Here is a 19632-nt window from a genome sequence, read left to right as displayed (position 1 = left end):
GTGATCCACGAGGTGGACGAGGCGATCCGGCGGATGCTGACCGCCGCGGGCGTGCCCGGCGGCGGGGGCGAGCTGTCGTTCGAGGCCCCGACCAAGGACTGGTCCGCGCGGCGCAACGCCCCGACGGTCAACGTGTTCCTGTACGACATCCGCGAGGACGTGCCGCGACGCCACGCGGGCGGCATGGAGGTGCACGACGACGAGGGCGTGCTGGTCGGGTGGCGAGGTCCGGCGCGCTGGTTCGAGCTGGCCTACCTGCTGACCGCGTGGACCAACCGGCCGCAGGACGAGCACCGGCTGCTGTCGGAGCTGCTGGCGTGCCTGGTGCGCACCGAGCGGTTCGCGCGGGAGTGGCTGACCGGGTCGTTGGCGGAGCTGGGGCTGACGGTCGTGCTGAACTCGGCGCAGCCGCCGGACGGGCGGGCGACCTCGGAGATGTGGTCGGCGATGGGCGGCGAGCTGAAGCCGTCCATCGACCTCAGGATCATCGCGCCGCTGGCGGGCGAGCTGACGCCGGCCTCGCCGCCGGTCACGGAAGGCATGGTGCTCCAGGTGGCCGCGGAGGCGGGCGAGAGCGGCCGCCGGCTGCGTTACGAGGGGTCGGCCGGCGCCGACAGCGGCGGGTTCGCGGTGACCCGGCCCCGGCTGCCCGCCTCGGGGCCGAAGCGGCGGCGCGGCGGGGGGATCGGGTGACCGGGGTGGCCGATCGGCTGGTCGACGGGCGGGACGCCGGCGCGGCGCCGGGCGGGGGCGGGTTGGCGCGAAACGGGGGCGGGCCGGCGCCGGACGGGGGTGGGTTGGCGCTGGAGGGGGACGGGTCGGCGCGGGAGGGGAGCGGGTTGGCGCCGGCCGGGGGCGGGTCGGCGCGGGAAGCGGACCTGGTGCACCTGTGGGCCCGGCTGGGCGCGGTGGAGCGGCGGGTCCGGCTGGCGGTGGAGGCCCGGTCCGCCGACACCGCCCTCGACGACCCGTACCGCGGTCTGTACCTCACCGCCGAGCTGGTCCAGCAGGTGCTGGACGCGCCGCGGCAACCGGCGCTGTTCCCGCCCGAGGAGGAGCCCGACCCGGACGTGCCGGCCGCGTCCGCGCCCGGCCGCGGTCCCCGGCTCGTCGCGCTGGCCCGCGACTTCGACCTGACGCCGCTCGACGTGGAGCTGCTGCTGGTGGCGGTGGCGCCCGACGTGGACGCGCGGTTCGAACGGCTCTACGCCTACCTCAACGACGACGTCACCCGCCGCCGGGCGACGGTCGGGCTGGCGCTGAGGCTGTGCGGAGCGCCGGCGGCCGGACCCGGCCGGTTCCGCCTCGCGCCGACCGCGCCCCTGGTGGCCGGCGGCCTGGTGGAGGTGCACGACCGGGACGCGCCCGCGCTGTCCCGCGTGCTGCGCGTGCCCGACCGGGTGGTGGCGCACCTGCTGGGCGACGACGCGCCCGACCCGGCGGTGGCCGGGCTCGCGCGCCTCGTGCCGCCGGGCGGTTCCGCCACCGCCGACGGCCTGGCGGGGCGGCTCGGCGCGGGACCGGGTTCCGCCACCGCCGACGGCTTGGCCGGGCGGCTCGGCGCGGGACTGGGCGCCGGCGTGGACCTCGTGCACCTGCGCGGCGCCGATGGCGAGGGCGGGTCGACGGCGGTGGCGGCGCTGGCCGCGGCCGGCCGGGACGCGCTGGTGGTCGACGTGGTGGCGTTGGCCGACCAGGACCAGCCCGGGATCGCCGCCCTGGTCCGCGAGGCCCGGCTGCGGGGCGCCGGTGTCGTGCTCGGCCCGCTGGAACCGCTGGTGCCCGAGCGGGTGCGGCTGCTGCGCGAGCTGGTGGCGTCGGCGGGCGCGGTGCCGGTGCTCCTGCACGGCAGCCGGCACTGGGACCCGAAGTGGACCACGAGGCCCGCCGTGTCGGTGCCGGTGCCGCCGCCGCTGCCCGACGGCCGGGCCGCCCGGTGGGCGCGGGCGCTGGGTGGCGAGCCCGCGTTCCTGCCCGAGCTGGCCGGCTACCGGCTGGGCGCCGAGGAGCTCGACCGGGCGGTGGCCGTCGCCGCCGGCCTGGCCGCCGTGGAGCGACGACCGGTGGGGCTGGAGCACGTGCGGGCCGGGGTGCGGGCGCGGAACGGCGCCGGGCTGGACCGGCTGGCCAGGCGGATCGTGCCGGGCGTGGGCTGGGACGACGTGGTGCTGCCCGCGCGGACCCGGCGGCAGCTCACCGAGCTGGTCGTGCGGGCGCGACACCGCGAACGGGTGCTGGGTGAGTGGCGGATGCGCCCCGGCGGCGGTCGCGGTCGCGGCGTGGTGGCCCTGTTCGCGGGCGAGTCGGGCACCGGCAAGACCATGTCCGCCGAGGTCGTCGCGGCCGAGCTCGGCATGGACCTGTACGTGGTCGACCTGTCCACCGTGGTGGACAAGTACGTCGGCGAGACGGAGAAGAACCTGGAGCGGATCTTCACCGAGGCCGCGGGCGTGCACGGGGTGCTGCTGTTCGACGAGGCCGACGCCGTGTTCGGCAAGCGGTCGGAGGTGCAGAGCGCCCACGACCGGTACGCCAACGTCGAGTCCGCCTACCTGTTGCAGCGCGTGGAGTCCTTCGACGGGATCGCGGTGCTCACCACCAACCTGCGGTCCAACCTGGACGAGGCGTTCACCCGGCGCATCGACGTGATCGCGGACTTCCCGGTGCCCGACACCGAGCAGCGCCGGGCGTTGTGGGAGCGCTGCCTGGGGCCCGCGCTGCCCCGGACCGACGACCTGGACCTGGGGTTCTGCGCGGAGCGCTTCGAGCTCGCGGGCGGCTCGATCCGCGCGTGCGCGGTCACCGCGGCCTACCTGGCCGCCGCCGCGGATCGCCCGGTGACCATGGCCGACGTGATGACCGCGGTGCACCAGGAGTACCGCAAACTGGGTCGACTGGTGCTGGAGAGCGAGTTCGGGCCGTGGTTCCCGACCGCCTGACCGCAGCGGCGGCGACCGGTCACCCCGGTTCCGCGTGCCACCCCGGGCGAGCCGGTGGAACGGCGCGCCGCGGGGTGTCCGTCGCCGTCGGCCCGCGCTCCGACCTCCCGCGCCGAGCGCTGCCCGCGGGACGTCGACCACGCCGCCTCCGCCGTGCCGCCCACCTGGCGTCGCGGGCCCCGTCTTCAGCGGATGTCCTTTGGGGCAACGGCCTTGCCCTCGGCAGGGGGCCGCCGGCCCTGCCCGCCCGCGCCTGGCCGCAGCAGGCTGTGAGGTGCCAGAGCGGAGCAGCCGCCTTCAGCGGACGAGACAGGGGAGCGAGCATGCCGCAGTACCTCTCACCGGGTGTCTACGTGGAGGAGGTCCAGTCCGGTGCGCGGCCCATCGAGGGCGTCGGCACCGCGGTGGCCGCCTTCATCGGCTTCGCCGAACAGGGACCCTTCCACCGGCCCACCCTGGTGGCGAACTGGAACCAGTACGTCCAGCTCTTCGGCGGCTTCACCGAGGACGCCTACCTGTCGCACGCCGTCTACGGCTACTTCGCCAACGGCGGCGGCGCGGCGTACGTGGTGCGCGTCGGCGGCGCACCGGAGGGCGCCGAGGCCGGTGCGCCCGAGCCCGCGCCCGCCGAGCTGGGCGGTCTCCAGGTCGCGGCGCTGCCCGGCGCGGGCGGCGACCTCTCCGTCGAGGTGGTCGACGCCGATGGCGAGAACCCGCCGGAGGACCGCTTCAAGTTGCAGGTCCGCCAGGGCGGCAAGGTCGTGGAGAGCTACGACGTGTCCACGAAGAAGAACGTCAAGAACTACGTCGTGACCCAGGTGTCCGAGCGGTCCAAGCTGATCCGGGTCACCGAGCGCGGCGGCGGCGCCCTGGCACGACCCGACAAGCAGCAGGTGGCGCTGCCCGCCACGCCCGCCCCGTCGAAGAGCCCGGCCAGGGTGGACGCGCAGGAGTACCTGGGCGACGCGGACGCGCGCACCGGCGTCGGCGGCCTGGAGAGCGTCGACGAGGTCACCATGGTGGCGGCGCCGGACCTGATGAGCGCCTACCGGCGCGGCATGATCGACCTGGAGGGCGTCAAGACCGTCCAGCTGGCGATGATCTCCCACTGCGAGCAGATGGGCGACCGCGTCGCCGTGCTCGACGCGCCACCCGGGCTCAACGCCCAGCAGGTCCGCAACTGGCGCATGGACGAGTCGAACTACGACTCCAAGTACGCCGCCCTCTACTACCCGTGGATCAAGGTCTTCGACCCGGCCGGCGGGCGCAACACCATCGTGCCGCCCTCCGGGCACATCGCCGGCGTGTGGAGCCGCAACGACAACGAGCGCGGCGTCCACAAGGCCCCCGCCAACGAGGTCATCCGCGGCGCGGTGGACCTGGAGGTCTCGCTCAGCAAGAGCGAGCAGGACCTGCTCAACCCCATCGGCGTCAACTGCGTGCGCGCGTTCCCCGGCCGCGGCATCCGCGTGTGGGGCGCCCGCACGCTGGCCTCCGACCCGGCGTGGCGCTACCTCAACGTCCGCCGGCTGTTCAACTACCTGGAGGAGTCGATCCTGCTGGGCACCCAGTGGGTGGTCTTCGAGCCCAACGACGACCGCCTGTGGGCCAGCATCCGGCGCAACATCACCGCCTTCCTCACCGAGCAGTGGCGGCGGGGCGCGCTGTTCGGCCGCACGCCGGCCGAAGCCTTCTACGTCAAGTGCGACGCGGAGAACAACCCGCAGGAGTCCATCGACCTGGGCCAGGTCGTGTGCGAGATCGGCGTCGCGCCGGTCAAGCCCGCCGAGTTCGTGGTCTTCCGGTTGGCGCAGTTCTCCGACAGCACCAGCCTCGTCAGCGAATGAGCCCCGTCAGCGCACGAGCCGCGGCCCCGCTCGGGGCGCGTGATCCAGAAAGGCGACACCACCCATGGCAGAGGGCGATGCTCTTTCCACCCACATCTTCGGCGTGCAGCTGGGCGGCTTCATGGTCGAGTCGCTCCAGGAGGTCAGCGGGCTGACCGTCGAGGAGGACGTGGTCGAGATCTTCCAGGTCACCTCCACCGGCAAGCCGATCATCCGCAAGCAGCCGGGCGCCCAGAAGGGCGGCGAGGTGACCATCACCAGGGGCATGGACCAGAGCGTGGAGTTCACCAACTGGCTCAAGGAGACCCTGGAGAAGGGCGCGGTCGCCGCGGCCCGGCAGAACATCACCATCGAGGTCAAGGACACCGAGGGCAACACCGTCCGGCGCATGACGCTGGTCAACGGGTGGGCCAGCAAGTGGGAGGGCCCGTCGCTCAAGGCGGGCGAGTCCGGACCGGCCACCGAGAAGGTGACCCTGACGTTCGAGGAGATCAAGGTCGAATGAGGCGGCGGACGATCGGCCTGGACCAGCTCGACGAGCTGGCCGAGGCGAACGGCGAACCGGAGCGCCCGACCGCGTCGCGCGGCCTCCGCACGGAGTTCGACTTCGAGCTGCCCCGGGGCTACGTCGACTCGGAAGGCGTGGTGCACCGGCACGGCCGGATGCGGCTGGCCACGGCGCGCGACGAGCTGCGACCCCAGATCGACATGCGGGTCAAGGAGAACCCCGGCTACCTCAGCGTGGTGCTGCTCAGCCAGGTCATCACCCAGCTGGGCGGCGTCGGCGAGGTCCACGCCGGCGTCGTGGAGCAGATGTACGCCACGGACATCGCCTTCCTCCAGGACTTCTACCGGCGGATCAACAGCGAGGGCCACACCCGGGCGGGCGTGTCCTGCCCGTCGTGCGGCACCGCGTTCGAGGTCGACCTCGCCGGTGGCCGCCTGGGGGAATCGTGACGTACGCGGCCGACCGGCTGCTCGAAGAGGTCGCGTACGTGGCCTACCACTTCCACTGGCCGCGCGAGGAGATCCTGGACCTGGAGCACCACGAGCGGCAGAACTGGGTCCGCGAGATCGCGCGCATCAACACGAGGGTGAACGAGGGGAGGTGACCCGGGTGGGGTTCTGGAACCGGTTGCGGCGCGGGAGGCGCGGAGCTGAGGAGCCCGCGCGGATCACCGCTCCGGAGCGCACCGCACCGGAGCGCCCCGTGTGGGACGGGGGTTGGTGGGCGGCGCCCGCGCTCGACGGGGTGATCCAGCGCAGCAGCGTCGCCGTCGGTGACGGGCTGCGGTTCCGGGGCGGGCTGACCTCCTGGCAGGACCACCGGCTCGGCACCTCGCTGGGGCACTCGGTGAGCGCGGACGCGCCGGCCGGGTTCGTCGACGGGGTGCTCGGGCGGGAGGTGGGGGAGCGGTCGCGGTACTCGGGCGGCGGGCCGCTGCTGGTGGCCTGGCGTCGGTTCGAGGAGGGCGCCGGGGGCGGGGGGACGGCAGGGGCTTTGCCGGTCGCGGGGGTTTCACCGTCCGGTGGTCGGCCTGCGGCGGTTCAGCGTTCGGCGACGGGGGAGCCCTCGGCTGCCAGGCCCTCGACAGCCAGGCCGTCGACCACCAAGCCCTTGACCACCGAGCCGTCGACTGCTGCCAAGCCGTCGACCGCTGGTGAGCGGTCGAGGTCCGGCGAGCGCTCGACGACATCGGGGATGCCCGAAGCGGCGGGCACCGCGCAGGCGGTGAGCACCGCGCAGGCAGTGGAGGTCGCGCGGGCGGCGGAGATCACGGTCGAGGCGGAGCAGGCCCGGCCTGGGGCGGGCGGGGTTGCCCGGGCGGTCCAGCTGCGGCCCGTCCGGCCGTCGCTGACGATCGCGAAGCGGCCGGCGATGCCCGTGCGGTCGCTTCCGGTGGTGCAACCGCGTGAGAACCCGGCCGCCGGGGTGCCGAAGACGTCGGCGGGCGGAGCAGCGGACCAGCCTGGACCGGTGGTGCGGGAGACGGGTGTCGGGCGGCCCGCGCCGGTGCTCGGGGAGCCGTTGACGGCGATGCCGCCGACCGCCGCCGCACCTCCCGGCGAGGTGAGCGCACCCTTGGCCGGGAAATCGGTTTCGCCACGGGTCGCCGGACCGCCGCCGGTGGTGAGGCCGACGACACCGTCCCAGGCGGGTGGACCGCCGCCGGTGGTGCGGCGCAGTGCGGCACGCCAGGCGGACGAGGTCGCCCGGCCCAGGCGGGGTACCGGGATCGGCGAGCCCCTCCAGGCGCTCCCGGCTACCGCGACCCTCGTGGGTGAGGCGAAATCCCGCAGGTCCACGCCTCCCGCCGCCGGTGCGCGGGCACAGCGGCCGATGCCGTCTGAAGAGGGGGTGACCGCAGAGCGGCCGGTGCCGTCGGAAGAGGGGGCGCCCGCACAGCGGCCACTGCTCGCGCAGAGCGGTGCGGTGATGTCACGATCGGTGTCGGCGTCCGAGGCCGGCGGACCGGAGGTCCAGAGGTCGGTCGGGACGTCGTCCGTGCGGCAGCCCGGTGACGCGGTTGTGGTCGGCGCGCCGCCGCCGGTTCGGTTGCCGGTGGTGCCGGTGGCCAGGCCCCGATCGGTCGACGGCTCTGCGCCGAGCGCTGCGGTCCAGCGTTCGGCGACACGGTCGGGTGCCGTGGCCGAGGACGGGCCGCTTCGCCCGCGCACGGTGCCCCTGATCACCGAACGACCTCTCACCACCAGCACCGGCGCTGGTCTGCCCGCACCGGTGCGGCGCGCGGCGTCGCGGGCGGTGGTGCGCCCGCAGTGGGGTGCCGGACGGCAGGAGACGACCGGGCAGGAGAAGGCTGGGCAGGAGAAGGCTGGGCAGGAGAAGGCTGGGCAGGAGAAGGCCGGCCCGACCGCACGACGCTCGTCCGGGGAGCCGAACACCGATTCCCCGGACGGCGGGCGTCGGCGAGGAGGCCGGCGCGCGGCCCCGGCGAAGGACCGCACGTCGGCACCGGTCGGCTCGACCTCGGCACCGGTCGGCTCGACCCCGTCACCGGCGACGGGCAGGTCCCAGCGGGGTGCGGCCACGGCGACAGGTTCGGGTTCGCCCGTGCAGCGCCGGACCCCCGCGCAGCGCCGGAACCCCCTGCAACGCCGGCCCTCCGTGCAGCGCCGGACCGCTGATCCGACCCCACCCGTGCGGCATCAAGCCACCGCTCCCAACCCACACCCGCAGCCCCACTCCCAGCCCCACTGCCAGGTCAGCGGCCCCACCTCCCACCAGGTGCAGCGTCAAGCCACCGACCCGGCCCAGGCGCCGGAGATCAGGCCGGTGGACAACACCCGGCGAGCGGTGGTGCGGCCGACGCCGCCCCGCCCGCTCGACCGGGGGCCGACCCTCCCCCCGATCGCGCACCCGCACCCGGCCGGCAAACCTGCGCCGCTCGGGCAGGCCCGGACGTCGACCGCGCCCGGCGCCACGTCGCGACCGACCTCCACGCGCGTCCCGGTCCCGGTGCGGTGGCCGGCCGGCGGACCGGCGGTGCAGCGCGCCCCGCTCGGGCCCGAACCCACCCGGACCTCCCCGCCGACGAGCACCGGGCACCACGAGCACGACGGGCACACCCCGGAGCAGCACGGCGACCCGGCCGGCGACACCCAAGCCACCGACACCCGGGCCACCGGCACGCCGACCCGAACCACGAAACCCAACGCCCCGACCCGAACCGAACCGACCGCAGGCGGCCGGACCGCCGGCCGGCCACCGCACCGGGACGCGAAGCAGGCCACCGAGCCCGACCTCGAAGAACTCGCCCGCAGGCTGCTCGACCCCCTCGGCAGGCTGCTGCGCGCCGAGCTGCGCCAGGGCCGCGAACGCACCGGCCGACTGCACGACCGCCGCCGCTGAGCCGGCCGGCACGACAAGGGAGCACCGATGAGCGACGACGTCTTCGCCAGCAGCGTCTTCTTCCGGCTGACCATCGCCGACGACGACCTGGGCACCTTCCACTCGTGCGAGGGGCTCGGCGCGCAGGTGGAGGTCGAGCAGTACGCCGAGGGCGGCAACAACGGCTTCACCTGGAGCCTGCCCTCGCGCATCACCTGGTCCAACATCACCATGTCGCGCCCGGTGACCGCGGACTCGGGCAAGGTCCTCAAGTGGTTCAACGAGGTCCTCAAGGAGGCCGAGCGGGAGGACGGCGAGATCGTCGCGCTGGCGCCGGACCTCACCCCGATCGTCAGCTGGCAGGTGATGGGCATCATCCCGATCAGCTGGAAGGGCCCCGGCTTCGACCCGACCCAGTCGCAGGCCGCCATGGAGACGCTGGAGTTCGCCCACGAGGGCCTCTACGCGTCGAGCGACGACTGAGCGCGGGCGGGCGGCCGAGCGCGGACGGCGGGGGAGAGGAGCGGGGAAGTGGCAGCGAAGTTCGGGGCGGCCGCCGCCAAGGCCGGCAAGGCGGCGTCGTCGTACTTCGGCTCCGGCCTCGTCAAGGCCCAGCTGGTGATCATGGAGCCGCCCGCGAAGAGCGGCGCCAAGCCCGGCGGGCGGCTGGCCACCGTCAAGTTCCAGTTCAACCCCAACAAGCTCGCGCTGAGCAAGAGCGTGGAGTGGCGGCGCAAACCGGCGCGGATGGCGGGCCAGGCGTCGCTGCCGGAGTTCGTGGGCAGCGGCCCCCGGTCGCTGAGCGTGGACGTGTTCCTGGACGCGACCGCCGAGCACGACAACTCCGTGGAGGAGCGGGTCGAGAAGCTCATGACCGCCTGCGTGCCCACGAAGGCCAGCCTGGCGAAGAAGAAGCCGGCGAGCCCGTGGGTCCGCTTCGAGTGGGGCACCGCCAAGTCGGTGTCCTTCGACGGCGTGCTGGCCGGCCTGTCGGTGGACTACGCGCTGTTCGACGTGGACGGCAAGCCCCTGCGCGCGACCTGCTCGCTGTCCATCGAGGAGGCGGGGGTCGGCACGCCCGGCCAGAACCCGACCTCCGGTTCGCGCGAGGCCCGGCGCACGCACCGCGTGGTCGCCGGGGACAGCCTGCCGCAGCTGGCGTGGCGGGAGTACGGCGACGCCACCGCGTGGCGGGTCATCGCCGAGGCCAACGACATCGACGACCCCATGGTCCTGGTCCCCGGCACGGAGCTGCTGGTGCCGGGCGTGGTGGGAGAGAGGGGGGAGGACCGATGACCTTCGGGAACGTCGAGGGCGACAACAACGCCGCGAGCGCGGTGGTCAAGGTGGACGGGCAGGAGCTGGCGCACGAGGCGCAGTACCTGATCCGCTGCGAGGTGGACGAGAACGTGGGGCTGCCCGACTGCGCGGTGGTGACCTACCGGGACGACAAGGTCGACTTCGTCAAGTCGACCGGCATCTTCATCGGCAGCGGGCTGGAGGTGTCGTTCTCGACGACGACCGTCACGACCGCCCAGCGGGTGTTCACCGGCGAGGTCACCGCGCTGGAGCTGGACCGGGACGGCACCGGCGTGTTCCTGGTGGTGAGGGCGATGAGCAAGGCGCACCGCCTGATGCGCGGCCGCAAGGTGCAGGCGTTCCGCAACATGAGCACCAAGGCGATCGTGCACAAGGTCGCCAGGGGCGCCGGGCTGCTCGTGGGCCGGATCGACGTCACCCCGGTCACCCACCGGCACCTCAGCCAGGCCGGTGTGTCGGACTGGGACTTCCTCCAGTCGCTCGCCCGCGAGCACGGCGCGGTGGTCCGGCTGGACGACCAGGAACGGCTGGAGTTCGTGCAGCTCAAGCCCGCGACCAAGAAGCCGGGGGGATCGGCGGGCGGCGACCCGCACGTCCTGGAGTTCGGCGAGAACACCGTCGCGCTGCGCGCCGTGCTGACCACCGCCGACCAGGCCAACGGCGTCGAGGTGCGCGGCTGGGACCCGGTCACCAAGAAGGCGCTGGTCTCGGTGCAGGCCAACCGGCCCAGCAAGACCGTCAGGCCCGGGTTGACCGCGCGCCAGGCCACCCGGAAGTTCACCACCAAGGCGCCCCTGCTGGTCACCGACACCCCCTACGCGACCCAGGCCGAGGCGGACCGCGCGGCGCGCTCGCTGGAGGAGTCCACCAGCGCGGGCTTCGGCGAGCTGGAGGCCGTGGTCAACGGCAGCCCCGAGCTCCGCGCGGGCGACCCGGTGGCGCTGGTCAACGCCGGCGACGACTTCACCGGCAGCTACACCACGACCGGCGCACGTCACGTGCTGGACTCCGACACCGGCTACTACACCACGTTGACGGTCAGCGCGTCCTACGACCGCTCCCTCGCGGGCCTGGTCTCGGCCGGCGAACCCGCGCGCGGCCCGCGGATGCCCGGCCTGGCGACCGCGATCGTCACCGACATCAAGGAGCCCGGCCGGGACCAGCGCGGCTGGGTGCGTCTGAAGTTCCCGTGGCTGGACGACAGGTACGTCACCGACTGGGTCCGCACCGTGCAGTGGGGCGGGGTCGGCGGCGGAGGGGTGTTCAGCCCCGAGGTCGACGACGAGGTGCTGGTCGGGTTCGAGCAGGGCAGCCTGGACCGGCCCTACGTGATCGGCGGGCTCTACAACGGCGTCGACAAGCCCACGCAGCACGGCAGCCAGCTGGTGGACCGCATGCGCGGCAAGGTCAACCGCCGCTCCGTGTCCTCGCGGTCGGGCAACCGGCTGGAGCTGCTGGACAGCCTGAAGCGCTCGGGGGTCCGGGTGGTCACCGGCAACGAGCGGTTGGAGGTCGTGCTCGACGAGAGGCTCGGCAAGATCGACCTGTCCGTGCGCGGGCCGCGCGGCGCGGGGGTGCTCAGCTCGGTGTCGCTGTCCGGCGCCGGCATCACCATCGACGCGGGACTGGGTGTGCTCACGCTCAAGGGCGCCCTCATCAAGCTCAACTGACCACGTGAGGAGACTCCGCCATGCCCCCCGCTGCCCGACAAGGTGACAAGACGGTCCACGGCGGCACCATCGGTCCCCCGCTGAACCCGCTGTCGGCGGCCCGGCTGCTCACCGTGCTGATCGAGGGCAAGCCCGCCGCGACGACCACCTGCGTGCACGTGTGCACCGTGCCGCCGCACAACCTGGCGCCCAACGTGATCATGCCCGCGCCCGCCATGGCGCGCCGGGGCGTGCTCATCGGGGGTTTGGCCGCCGCGACGGTCGTGGACAAGACCACCTGCCAGGCCATGACGGTGCCCGCCCAGCTGAGCGTGATCATCGGGGGTCCGCTGTGAGCGCCGACTTCATCGGCCGCGGCTGGGCCTTCCCGCTGCGCACCGGCCCCACCGGCGGCATCGGCATGGTCGACCGCGACCAGGAGGTCCAGGAGGCCATCCGGCTGGTCCTGGGCACCGCGCCCGGCGAGCGCCTGATGCGGCCGGAGTTCGGCTGCGGCATCCACGACCTGGTGTTCGCCTCGGCCGACGGCGCGACCGCGGGCGAGGTCTCGCGCGAGGTGCGCACCGCGCTGGACCGGTGGGAGCCGCGCATCGACGTGACCGACGTGGTCGTCGCGTTCGACTCGGTCGACGTCGGCACGCTCTACATCGACATCCGCTACACCGTGAAGTCGACCAACGACCAGCGCAACCTGGTCTTCCCGTTCTACACGATCCCTTCCGAGGAAGGGGAGGCCGACTGATGGCGATACCCGCGCCCAACCTGGACGACCGGCGCTTCCAGCAGTTCGTCGACGAGGCCAAGCGCTACGTCCAGCAGAGCTGTCCGGAGTGGACGGACCACAACGTGTCCGACCCCGGCGTCACGCTCATCGAGACCTTCGCGCACATGGTCGACCAGCTGGTCTACCGGCTGAACCGGGTGCCGGAGAAGAACTACCTGGCGTTCCTGGACCTGCTGGGCGTGCGGCTGTTCCCGCCCACGGCGGCCCGCGCGCGGGTGACGTTCTGGCTGTCCGCGCCGCAGGCGGAGACCGTGGCGCTGCCCGTCGGCACCGAGGTGGCCACGATGAGCACCGAGTCCGCCGAGGCCACGGTGTTCGCCACCAGCGAGGAGCTGCCGATCGTGCCCTGCGGCCTGGCCCGGCTGGTCACCAGGTCCGCGTCGGGCGACCACGCCGACCGCACCCGCGACCTGGAGGCGGGCCAGGACGTGGCGTGCTTCCAGTCCGCGCCCGCGCCCGGCGACGCCACCCTGTTCGGGCTGACCGCCGCCGTGCCGAACTGCGTGGTGGTGCTGCGGCTGGAGAGCCGCGTCGAGGGCGTCGGCGTCGACCCCCGGCAGCCGCCGCTGGCGTGGGAGGCGTGGGACGGCGCGGACTGGGCCGCCTGCGAGGTCGACGAGGACGGCACCGGCGGCCTCAACCGGCCGGGCGAGGTCGTGCTGCACGTGCCGGGCGGCCACACCACGTCGGTGGTCGCCGGTCAGCGCGCGGGCTGGCTGCGCTGCCGGGTCACCGAGCCGGTGCCCGGCCAGCCGTTCTACTCCGAGTCGCCGACGGTCCGCGAGGCGGAGGCCTACACCATCGGCGGCACCACCACCGCCGAGCACGCCGAGACCGAGGTCGACGTGCCGCTCGGCGAGTCCGCCGGCGTGCCCGGCCAGCGGTTCACCGCGCCCGCGGCCCCGGTGCTGCTGGACGGCGACCCGGTAATCGTGCAGGTCGCCGCGGGCGAGGGCTGGGAGGACTGGTCGGTGGTCGAGGACTTCGGCATGTCCGGCCCCGACGACCGGCACGTGGTGCTGGACGCGTCGAGCGGCGAGTTCCTGTTCCCGCCCGCGGTGCGCGAGGCGGACGGGACGCTGCGCCGCTACGGCGCGGTGCCGCCCAAGGGCGCGGTGCTGCGGGTGCCGCGCTACCGCACCGGTGGCGGCCGGGCGGGCAACGTGGCGCGCGGGGCCCTGTCGGTGCTGCGCAGCTCCGTGCCCTACATCTCGGCGGTGGAGAACCGGGAGGCCGCGACCGGCGGCGTGGACGCCGAGACGGTCGCCGAGGCCAAGCTGCGCGCGCCCAACCAGCTGCGGGTGCAGGACCGCGCGGTGACCGCCGAGGACCACGAGCTGATCGCGAGGCAGGCCGCGCCGTCGCTGGCGCGCGTGCGCTGCCTGCCGGTGGACGGCGAGGTGGGCGCGGCGCGGGTGCTGCTGGTGCCCGACGCGGTGGCCGACGAGGGCGACCGGTTGCGGTTCGAGCAGCTGGTGCCCTCGGAGGAGGTGCTGGCCGTGGTCGCCCGCCGGCTGGACGAGCGCCGCCTGCTGGGCACCCGGCTGGTCGTGGAGCCGCCGCGCTACCAGGGCATCACGGTGGTGACCCGGCTGACCGCGGCCGACGTCAACCAGGTGCGCGAGGACGCGCTGGCGGCGCTGTACCGGTACCTCAACCCGCTGCGCGGCGGACCGGCGGGCACGGGCTGGGACTTCGGCCGGCCGGTGCAGTTCGGCGAGGTGTTCTCGGTGCTCCAGGCGGTGCCCGGGGTGCTGCTGGTCGAGGAGATCCGGCTGTTCCCGGCGAACCCGATCACCGGTGCGCGCGGCGCGCCGGTCGACCGGCTGGAGGTCGCGCCCAACGCGCTGGTGTTCTCCCACCAGCACCAGGTCGTGGTGGGCGCGCCGTGACCAGGGCCGCGTTGCCGGAGCTGCCGAGCAGGCACCCGCTGGGCGACCTGCTGCCCGCGCTGTACGCGGCCGACGACTTCGCGCAGCGGTTCACCGCAGGGTTGGACGCCGTGCTGTCGGCGGTTCTGTCCACTTTGGACAACCTGGCCGCCTACCTGGACCCGGCGCTGGCGCCGGAGGACTTCCTGGCGTGGCTGTCGTCGTGGGTGGCGGCGGGGCTGGACCCGGCGTGGCCGGAGCCGCTGCGGCGCGCCCTGGTGCGGCGGGCCGTGGAGCTGCACCGCAGGCGGGGCACGGTGCGCGGGCTGGTGGAGCGGCTGGAGCTGTCGCTGGGCGTGCGCGCGGAGGTGGCGGACGGGCCCGGGGTGCGCTGGTCGGGCGAGCCCGACGCGCCGCTGCCCGGTCCGGCGGTGGGTGTGGTCGTGGTGCGGGTGTGGCCCGGGTCGTCCGCGCCGGTGGACCGGGAGCGGGTCGAGGCGCTGGTGGGGGCGGTGTGCCCGGTGCACGTCAGGTGCGCGGTCGAGGTGCTCGACGGGCCGCCCGCGCGTGAGGGGGGATGACCGTGCGCTCGTGCACCCAGTGCGGCGCGTCCGTCCAGGACGGCGACGACTTCTGCGGCAACTGCGGCACCTACCTGGGGTGGTCGGCGGGCGGCGGTGCGCCGGCCGGTCGGACCGGAGCCGGTGGGACGCCCGGACCGGTCGCGGGCCCGGTTGCCGGATCGACCCCGGCCGCCGGGCAGGCCCCGACGACCGGGCCGGAGCCGGTGGCCCGGCAGCGGACCGGAGCCGATCGCGGTGCCGGGTCGAGGCGTGATCGCGCTCGCGAAGGTGATCGGGCCGAGGCCGACGAGACCGCCGGGGACGACCAGGCGGCGGAGGGCTTGGCCGCCGTGCGGGATTTGATCGGCGGGCGGGACCTGTCGGTCGGGGACCTCCTGGGGGACGGGCTGGGGTCGGCGGTCGACGCGTTCCCGGGCCGGGGCTCGGACGGCGAACCGGACCGCGGGACCGGTGGGGGCCCGGGTCGCGGGGCCGACGAGGACTCCGGTGGGGGTTCGGGCCGCCGGGCCGAGGAGGACCCCGTCGGCGGCGCGCGGGCCGGTTCGGCGGCCGGTGTCGGTCCGGCGGTGGGGGAGGCCGCGGCCGGTCGGCCGGGTCTGTGGGCCCGGTGGCGGTCCTGGGTCCGGTCCCGGTTCGGCGAGGACCCCGAGGCGATGACCGCCGGCCGGGGTTCGGGCTCCGACGTGGCGCCCGTGCCGACGGACGGCGCGGACGCGGCCAGGGTCAGGACGGGCGCGGGGTCGGAGGCCGTGGTCGCGGCGGGACCGTCGGACGTGGTGCTGGGCCCGGTGCTGCCGGGGCGGCCGGAGGCCAAGCGCCCGCTGCCCACCACCACCGGCGGTGTCGAGGTGGACGGCCCGCCGTGCCCGGTGTGCGGCACCGCCAACCCGCCGGGCAGGCGGTTCTGCCGCCGGTGCGCCACCCCGCTGCTGCCCGCCGGGCCGGTGGCGCGGGCCGCGCGCCGCCACGGGCGTCGGCGTCGGCTCGGCGACCCGTCCAGGTGGCTGCGCAGGCTCGCCGCGCTGCTCGCGGTCGCCGCGCTGGTGGTCGCCGGGATCCTGTTCCGCCCGAAGGCGGTGGAGCTGTTCGAGGACGTGCGCGACCGGCTGGCCGAGCCCGCGGCGATCGCGCCCGCGCGCACCGCGGCCACGGCCGAGGTGCCCGACCACCCGGCCGCGGCCGCCGCGGACGGGCTGTCGAACCGGTACTGGGGCGCGCCCGCCGTGGGCGACGCGGTCGAGTTCACCTTCGACCAGCCGTTCCGGCTGCTGTCGGTGGTCGTGCACGCGGGCGCTTCGGCGCAGCCCGAGCAGTTCCGCGAGCAGGCCCGGCCCACGGCCCTGGACGTGGTGGTGACCAGCGCCGGCGGCGCCACCCGCACGATCCCGGTGGCGCTGAACGACCAGCCGGGACCGCAGCGCACCGACACCGGCATCAGCGACGTCGTGGCGGTGCGCCTGGTCGTGAAGTCCGCCGCGGGGCTGGGCGGGGGCGGGCACATCGCGCTCGGCGAGGTCGAGTTCTTCCGCCGTCCGTGACCGCGGTCGGCGCAGCGGGAGAGGAGGGCACACGTGGACGTCGCGGTGATCACCGGCTCGGCCGGGTTGGTGGGAGGGGAGGCGGTGCGGCGGTTCGCGCCGGAGTTCGACCTGGTGGTCGGCATCGACAACGGGATGCGGCAGGAGTTCTTCGGCCCGGCCGGGTCGGTGGCCCGCGGCCTGGCCGAGGTCCGGCGCGTCGGGAACTACCGGCACCACCGGGTGGACGTGCGCGACCAGGCGGCCGTGGACGAGGTCCTGCGCACGTGGGGCTCCGACGTGCGGCTGGTGGTGCACGCGGCCGGGCAGCCCGGTCGCGCCTGGTCCGCCGAACGGCCGCTGGTCGACTTCGCGGTCAACGCCGTGGGCACGCTGAACGTGCTGGACGCGGTCCGGCGGCACTGCGGCGACGCGGTGTTCGCCCAGGTGTCCACCGCCAAGGTCTACGGCGACGCGCCGGACGCGCTGCCCCTGGTCGAGACCGCGACCCGGTGGGAGCTGGACCCGGCCCACCCGTTCCACGAGCACGGCGTCGACGAGTCGATCCGGCTGGACCGGGCGGGCCGCGCGTTCCTGGGCGTGTCGAAGCTGGCCGCCGACCTCGCCGCGCAGGAGCACGGCCGCCAACTGGGCATGAAGGTCGGCGTGTTCCGGTGCGGCAGCATCACCGGACCCGGTCAGGCGGGCGTGCCGGAGCACGGCTTCGCGTCCAACCTGGTGCGCAGCGCCGTGCGCGGCGTGCCGTACCCGGTGGTCGGCCACGGCGGCAAGCAGGTGCGCGACGTGCTGGACGTGCGCGACCTGGTGGGCGCGATCCGGGAGTTCTCCCTGGAGCCCCGGCCCGGCGAGGTCTACCACCTGGGCGGCGGCCGGGAGCGCGCCACCTCGGTGCTGGAGCTCATCGCCCGCTACGAGCACCTGACGGGCGCGGAGGTGGCGTTCGACTACTCGCCGCGGCCCCGGTTCGCCGACCCCCGGTGGTGGATCGGCGACACCCGCAGGTTCCGGCGGCACTACCCCGGCTGGTCGCCCGCGCACGACCTGGACGACGTGCTGCTGGCGCTGCACCGGCACTGGAGCGCGGCGGACGAGGTCGTCGCCCCCGGGTGAGCCCGTGTCGAGGTGCGCGAGGACGCCGACTGCGGTCGGCTGCGGGGGCACCCCCTTGACCAGGGGATCTGCCGGGGTGTTGAGTGCTGGGCGCACCTCTCTTCACCGCTCTTCACGCTCTCCGGCCCTCGTGGAGAAGTTTTGTAGACGCGTTTGAGAGCCCGTGAAGTCACGCCTTCCACACTCGGAGTCGGGGAACCGGATCTGTGGGAGGCAGCGGTGGAACGAGTTCGGGTCGTCGTCCAGGCGGTGGACCACCTCAGCATGGCCGGCTTGACCAGCTACCTCGGCTCGCGGGCCGAGATCGTGGTCCTGGAGTGGGACCAGCGGGTGCGCGCCGACGTGGTCGTCGTCGCTGTCGACCGCATCGGCCCCGAGGTGCTGTCCGGTCTGCGGCGGGTCGCCGCCGACGTCGGCGCGCCGATGGTGCTGGTGCTCGACGAGGTCGGTGAGAAGGACGTGCTCGCCGCCGTGGAGTGCCGGGTGGTGGCCATCCTGCCCCGCAGCGCCGCCACCGGGGAACGGGTGCTGCGCAGCGTCCTGGCGGCGGCCTCGGGCGGCGGCGTCATGCCGCCCAGCCTGGTCGCGGAGCTGCTCAAGCACGTGGAGCGGCTCCAGCGGGAGCTGGTCTCGCCGGACGCGAGCGTGCCGAAGCTGACGCCGCGCGAGGCGGACGTGCTGCGGCTGATGGCGGACGGCCTGGACACCGCCGAGATCGCCAGCAGGCTGTGCTACTCCGAGCGCACGATCAAGAACGTCTTCTACGGGTTGACCACCCGGCTCAACCTGCGCAACCGGCCGCACGCGGTCGCCTACGCCTTGAGGAAGGGGATGATCTGAGGTGGACGAGACCCTGGTGGCCGAGCGGGACCGGGCCAGGCTGCGCCGGGTGGTGGACCAGGTGCGGCGGGGGTTGCGGGTGGCGGGCTGCACGCGCGGCGCGCGTCCCGAGACCGGCTGGGTGATGTCGGCCGACGGCGTGATCGGTGCCCCCGCTGGGGACGAGTGAGCAGCGCTCCACCGCACGACGAGACGCCCCATGACGGGGTGATCGGCCCGGAGGGGCACGAGCAGGACGCCTGTCCTCCGGGTGATCGACCCGGTGGTGAACCGACGGCCCGGGGGAGCCGGTCGCACCACCGGGGGTGAACCGGGGGTGCGCTGGAGGACCGCGCGGCTGGGGCGCGGTCTCCCCGCCCCGGACACCAAGCCCGACCGCGCGGGGAGCACCGACCTCCTCGACCACTTGGGCGTGAACCACGACCAGCTCACCCGCCTGCGCACGGCGTCGCACGCCATCCGGAACTCGGCCGGTCATGACCCGCACGTGGTGCTGCGACCGCACACGGACAACGGTCGAGCGCACGTCCGGGCCCCCGTTGTGCAGCGTGCGCGGTGGCCACGATCGGGTGGCCTGGTAACCGTGCGTCATGATCATTCCCGCTCGTGCGTCGCCGCGGTCCGTCGACCACGCCGTGCGAGACCGACCGGCTTCCCGTCGCCGATGACGACGGCGTCGTCCGAAGAGGACGCCTCGTCGGCCGTGGTCCGCCCACGGTCGGGCGGACCACGGCCGGCGGGTTCAGCCGCAGTGGGCGGCCACCGGGCTGACCTGGACGTGGCGTTTGGCTCCCGCGTAGTAGATGTCGCCGGCGGCGTGGATGCAGCGACCGCTCGCGGACACCGAGCGCGGTCCGGCGTAGTAGGCGTAGGTCCCGTCATCGACCTGGGGGGTGCCGTAGTAGGTGCACGTCGGGCCCGGTGTCGTCTCCCGGCAGGCGACGATGAACACCACGGTCCGCAGCGCTACCCCGTGGGTCGCGCCGAGGTGGTTCATCCGGGCGCAGTTCTGCCCGGTCGAACTGCTGTAGTAGACGACCAGCTCGCCGATCGCGCTCCCGCCGTAGTTCAGCGCGTAGCGACCGACGAGCGATCCGCCGCAGCTCTGCGCCGCGGCCTGCCCCGCCGGCAGGACGAGCGCACCCAGGACCGCGACGACAGCGACCAGCGCACGGCTGAACAGCGCTTTTCGAGTCATCTTCATCTTTACCCTTTCGAGTGGACGGCTGTGCGAGGAAAGGGTGATACGGCCTCCTTTCGGTTTTCTCCCGATCCGCCC

General features: G+C 74.5%; 20 protein-coding genes. 18 read left to right on the top strand and 2 right to left on the bottom strand.

What is annotated here, in order from left to right; translation table 11 throughout:
* From ABD223_RS19460 to ABD223_RS19435, 6 genes are all read left to right on the top strand, one after another.
* Complete coding sequence (locus tag ABD223_RS19460; protein WP_344037717.1) at positions 1-693, top strand: Pvc16 family protein; 693 nt, start codon at positions 1-3, stop codon at positions 691-693.
* A 146-nt stretch (positions 694-839) separates the two neighbouring features.
* A complete protein-coding gene (locus ABD223_RS19455) occupies positions 840-2939 on the top strand; it encodes an ATP-binding protein (protein WP_344037811.1) in 2100 nt (699 codons plus the stop codon).
* A 323-nt stretch (positions 2940-3262) separates the two neighbouring features.
* On the top strand, positions 3263-4786 hold the full coding sequence (locus ABD223_RS19450) for a phage tail sheath family protein (protein ID WP_344037716.1): 1524 nt from the start codon (positions 3263-3265) through the stop codon (positions 4784-4786).
* A 64-nt stretch (positions 4787-4850) separates the two neighbouring features.
* On the top strand, positions 4851-5291 hold the full coding sequence (locus ABD223_RS19445) for a phage tail protein (protein WP_344037715.1): 441 nt from the start codon (positions 4851-4853) through the stop codon (positions 5289-5291).
* Positions 5288-5743 carry a hypothetical protein gene (locus ABD223_RS19440; protein ID WP_344037714.1) on the top strand — a complete coding sequence of 152 codons (456 nt, stop codon included), beginning with the start codon at positions 5288-5290 and terminating at the stop codon, positions 5741-5743. Before ABD223_RS19445 ends, ABD223_RS19440 begins: the two co-directional genes overlap by 4 nt.
* A complete protein-coding gene (locus ABD223_RS19435; RefSeq protein WP_344037713.1) occupies positions 5740-5898 on the top strand; it encodes a DUF6760 family protein in 159 nt (52 codons plus the stop codon). Before ABD223_RS19440 ends, ABD223_RS19435 begins: the two co-directional genes overlap by 4 nt.
* A 436-nt stretch (positions 5899-6334) precedes the next feature.
* On the opposite strand, the gene ABD223_RS19430 is transcribed toward ABD223_RS19435, so the two are convergent.
* Complete coding sequence (locus ABD223_RS19430) at positions 6335-7093, bottom strand: hypothetical protein (RefSeq protein WP_344037712.1); 759 nt, start codon at positions 7091-7093, stop codon at positions 6335-6337.
* Between the two features lie 940 nt (positions 7094-8033).
* On the opposite strand from ABD223_RS19430, the gene ABD223_RS19425 reads away from it, so the two are divergent.
* The 12 genes from ABD223_RS19425 to ABD223_RS19370 all read left to right on the top strand — a co-directional run bounded on the left by ABD223_RS19425 (position 8034) and on the right by ABD223_RS19370 (position 18522).
* On the top strand, positions 8034-8657 hold the full coding sequence (locus ABD223_RS19425) for a hypothetical protein (RefSeq protein ID WP_344037711.1): 624 nt from the start codon (positions 8034-8036) through the stop codon (positions 8655-8657).
* 27 nt (positions 8658-8684) lie between these two features.
* Positions 8685-9119: a phage tail protein gene (locus ABD223_RS19420; protein ID WP_344037710.1), complete on the top strand. Its 435-nt coding sequence runs from the start codon at positions 8685-8687 to the stop codon at positions 9117-9119.
* A gap of 48 nt (positions 9120-9167) precedes the next feature.
* Positions 9168-9932, top strand: coding sequence for a CIS tube protein (locus ABD223_RS19415; RefSeq protein ID WP_344037709.1), 765 nt, complete (start codon positions 9168-9170; stop codon positions 9930-9932).
* Positions 9929-11626 (top strand): VgrG-related protein, encoded by a 1698-nt coding sequence (locus ABD223_RS19410; RefSeq protein ID WP_344037708.1) that lies wholly within the window; start codon positions 9929-9931, stop codon positions 11624-11626. Before ABD223_RS19415 ends, ABD223_RS19410 begins: the two co-directional genes overlap by 4 nt.
* A 20-nt stretch (positions 11627-11646) precedes the next feature.
* Positions 11647-11961: a PAAR domain-containing protein gene (locus tag ABD223_RS19405; RefSeq protein ID WP_344037707.1), complete on the top strand. Its 315-nt coding sequence runs from the start codon at positions 11647-11649 to the stop codon at positions 11959-11961.
* Positions 11958-12368: a GPW/gp25 family protein gene (locus ABD223_RS19400; protein ID WP_344037706.1), complete on the top strand. Its 411-nt coding sequence runs from the start codon at positions 11958-11960 to the stop codon at positions 12366-12368. The genes ABD223_RS19405 and ABD223_RS19400 overlap by 4 nt, the downstream gene beginning before the upstream one ends.
* Positions 12368-14302: a putative baseplate assembly protein gene (locus ABD223_RS19395; protein ID WP_344037705.1), complete on the top strand. Its 1935-nt coding sequence runs from the start codon at positions 12368-12370 to the stop codon at positions 14300-14302. The genes ABD223_RS19400 and ABD223_RS19395 overlap by 1 nt, the downstream gene beginning before the upstream one ends.
* A complete protein-coding gene (locus ABD223_RS19390) occupies positions 14299-14862 on the top strand; it encodes a phage tail protein (RefSeq protein WP_344037704.1) in 564 nt (187 codons plus the stop codon). The genes ABD223_RS19395 and ABD223_RS19390 overlap by 4 nt, the downstream gene beginning before the upstream one ends.
* Positions 14859-16403 carry an NADase-type glycan-binding domain-containing protein gene (locus ABD223_RS19385; protein ID WP_344037703.1) on the top strand — a complete coding sequence of 515 codons (1545 nt, stop codon included), beginning with the start codon at positions 14859-14861 and terminating at the stop codon, positions 16401-16403. The genes ABD223_RS19390 and ABD223_RS19385 overlap by 4 nt, the downstream gene beginning before the upstream one ends.
* Positions 16404-16436: 33 nt before the next feature.
* The gene (locus tag ABD223_RS19380) at positions 16437-17513 is read left to right on the top strand and encodes an NAD-dependent epimerase/dehydratase family protein (protein WP_344037702.1); all 1077 of its coding nucleotides are present in this window, start codon (positions 16437-16439) and stop codon (positions 17511-17513) included.
* A gap of 219 nt (positions 17514-17732) precedes the next feature.
* The gene (locus ABD223_RS19375) at positions 17733-18353 is read left to right on the top strand and encodes a response regulator transcription factor (protein ID WP_344037701.1); all 621 of its coding nucleotides are present in this window, start codon (positions 17733-17735) and stop codon (positions 18351-18353) included.
* 1 nt (position 18354) lies between these two features.
* A complete protein-coding gene (locus tag ABD223_RS19370; protein WP_344037700.1) occupies positions 18355-18522 on the top strand; it encodes a hypothetical protein in 168 nt (55 codons plus the stop codon).
* 573 nt (positions 18523-19095) lie between these two features.
* Here ABD223_RS19370 and ABD223_RS19365 read toward each other — a convergent pair.
* Positions 19096-19551, bottom strand: coding sequence for a hypothetical protein (locus ABD223_RS19365; protein ID WP_344037699.1), 456 nt, complete (start codon positions 19549-19551; stop codon positions 19096-19098).
* Between the last annotated feature and the right edge of the window lie 81 nt (positions 19552-19632).

The sequence above is a fragment of the Saccharothrix xinjiangensis genome (assembly GCF_039527585.1).
Taxonomy (GTDB): Bacteria; Actinomycetota; Actinomycetes; order Mycobacteriales; family Pseudonocardiaceae; genus Actinosynnema; species Actinosynnema xinjiangensis.
This window is presented reverse-complemented; position numbering and strand designations above follow the sequence as displayed.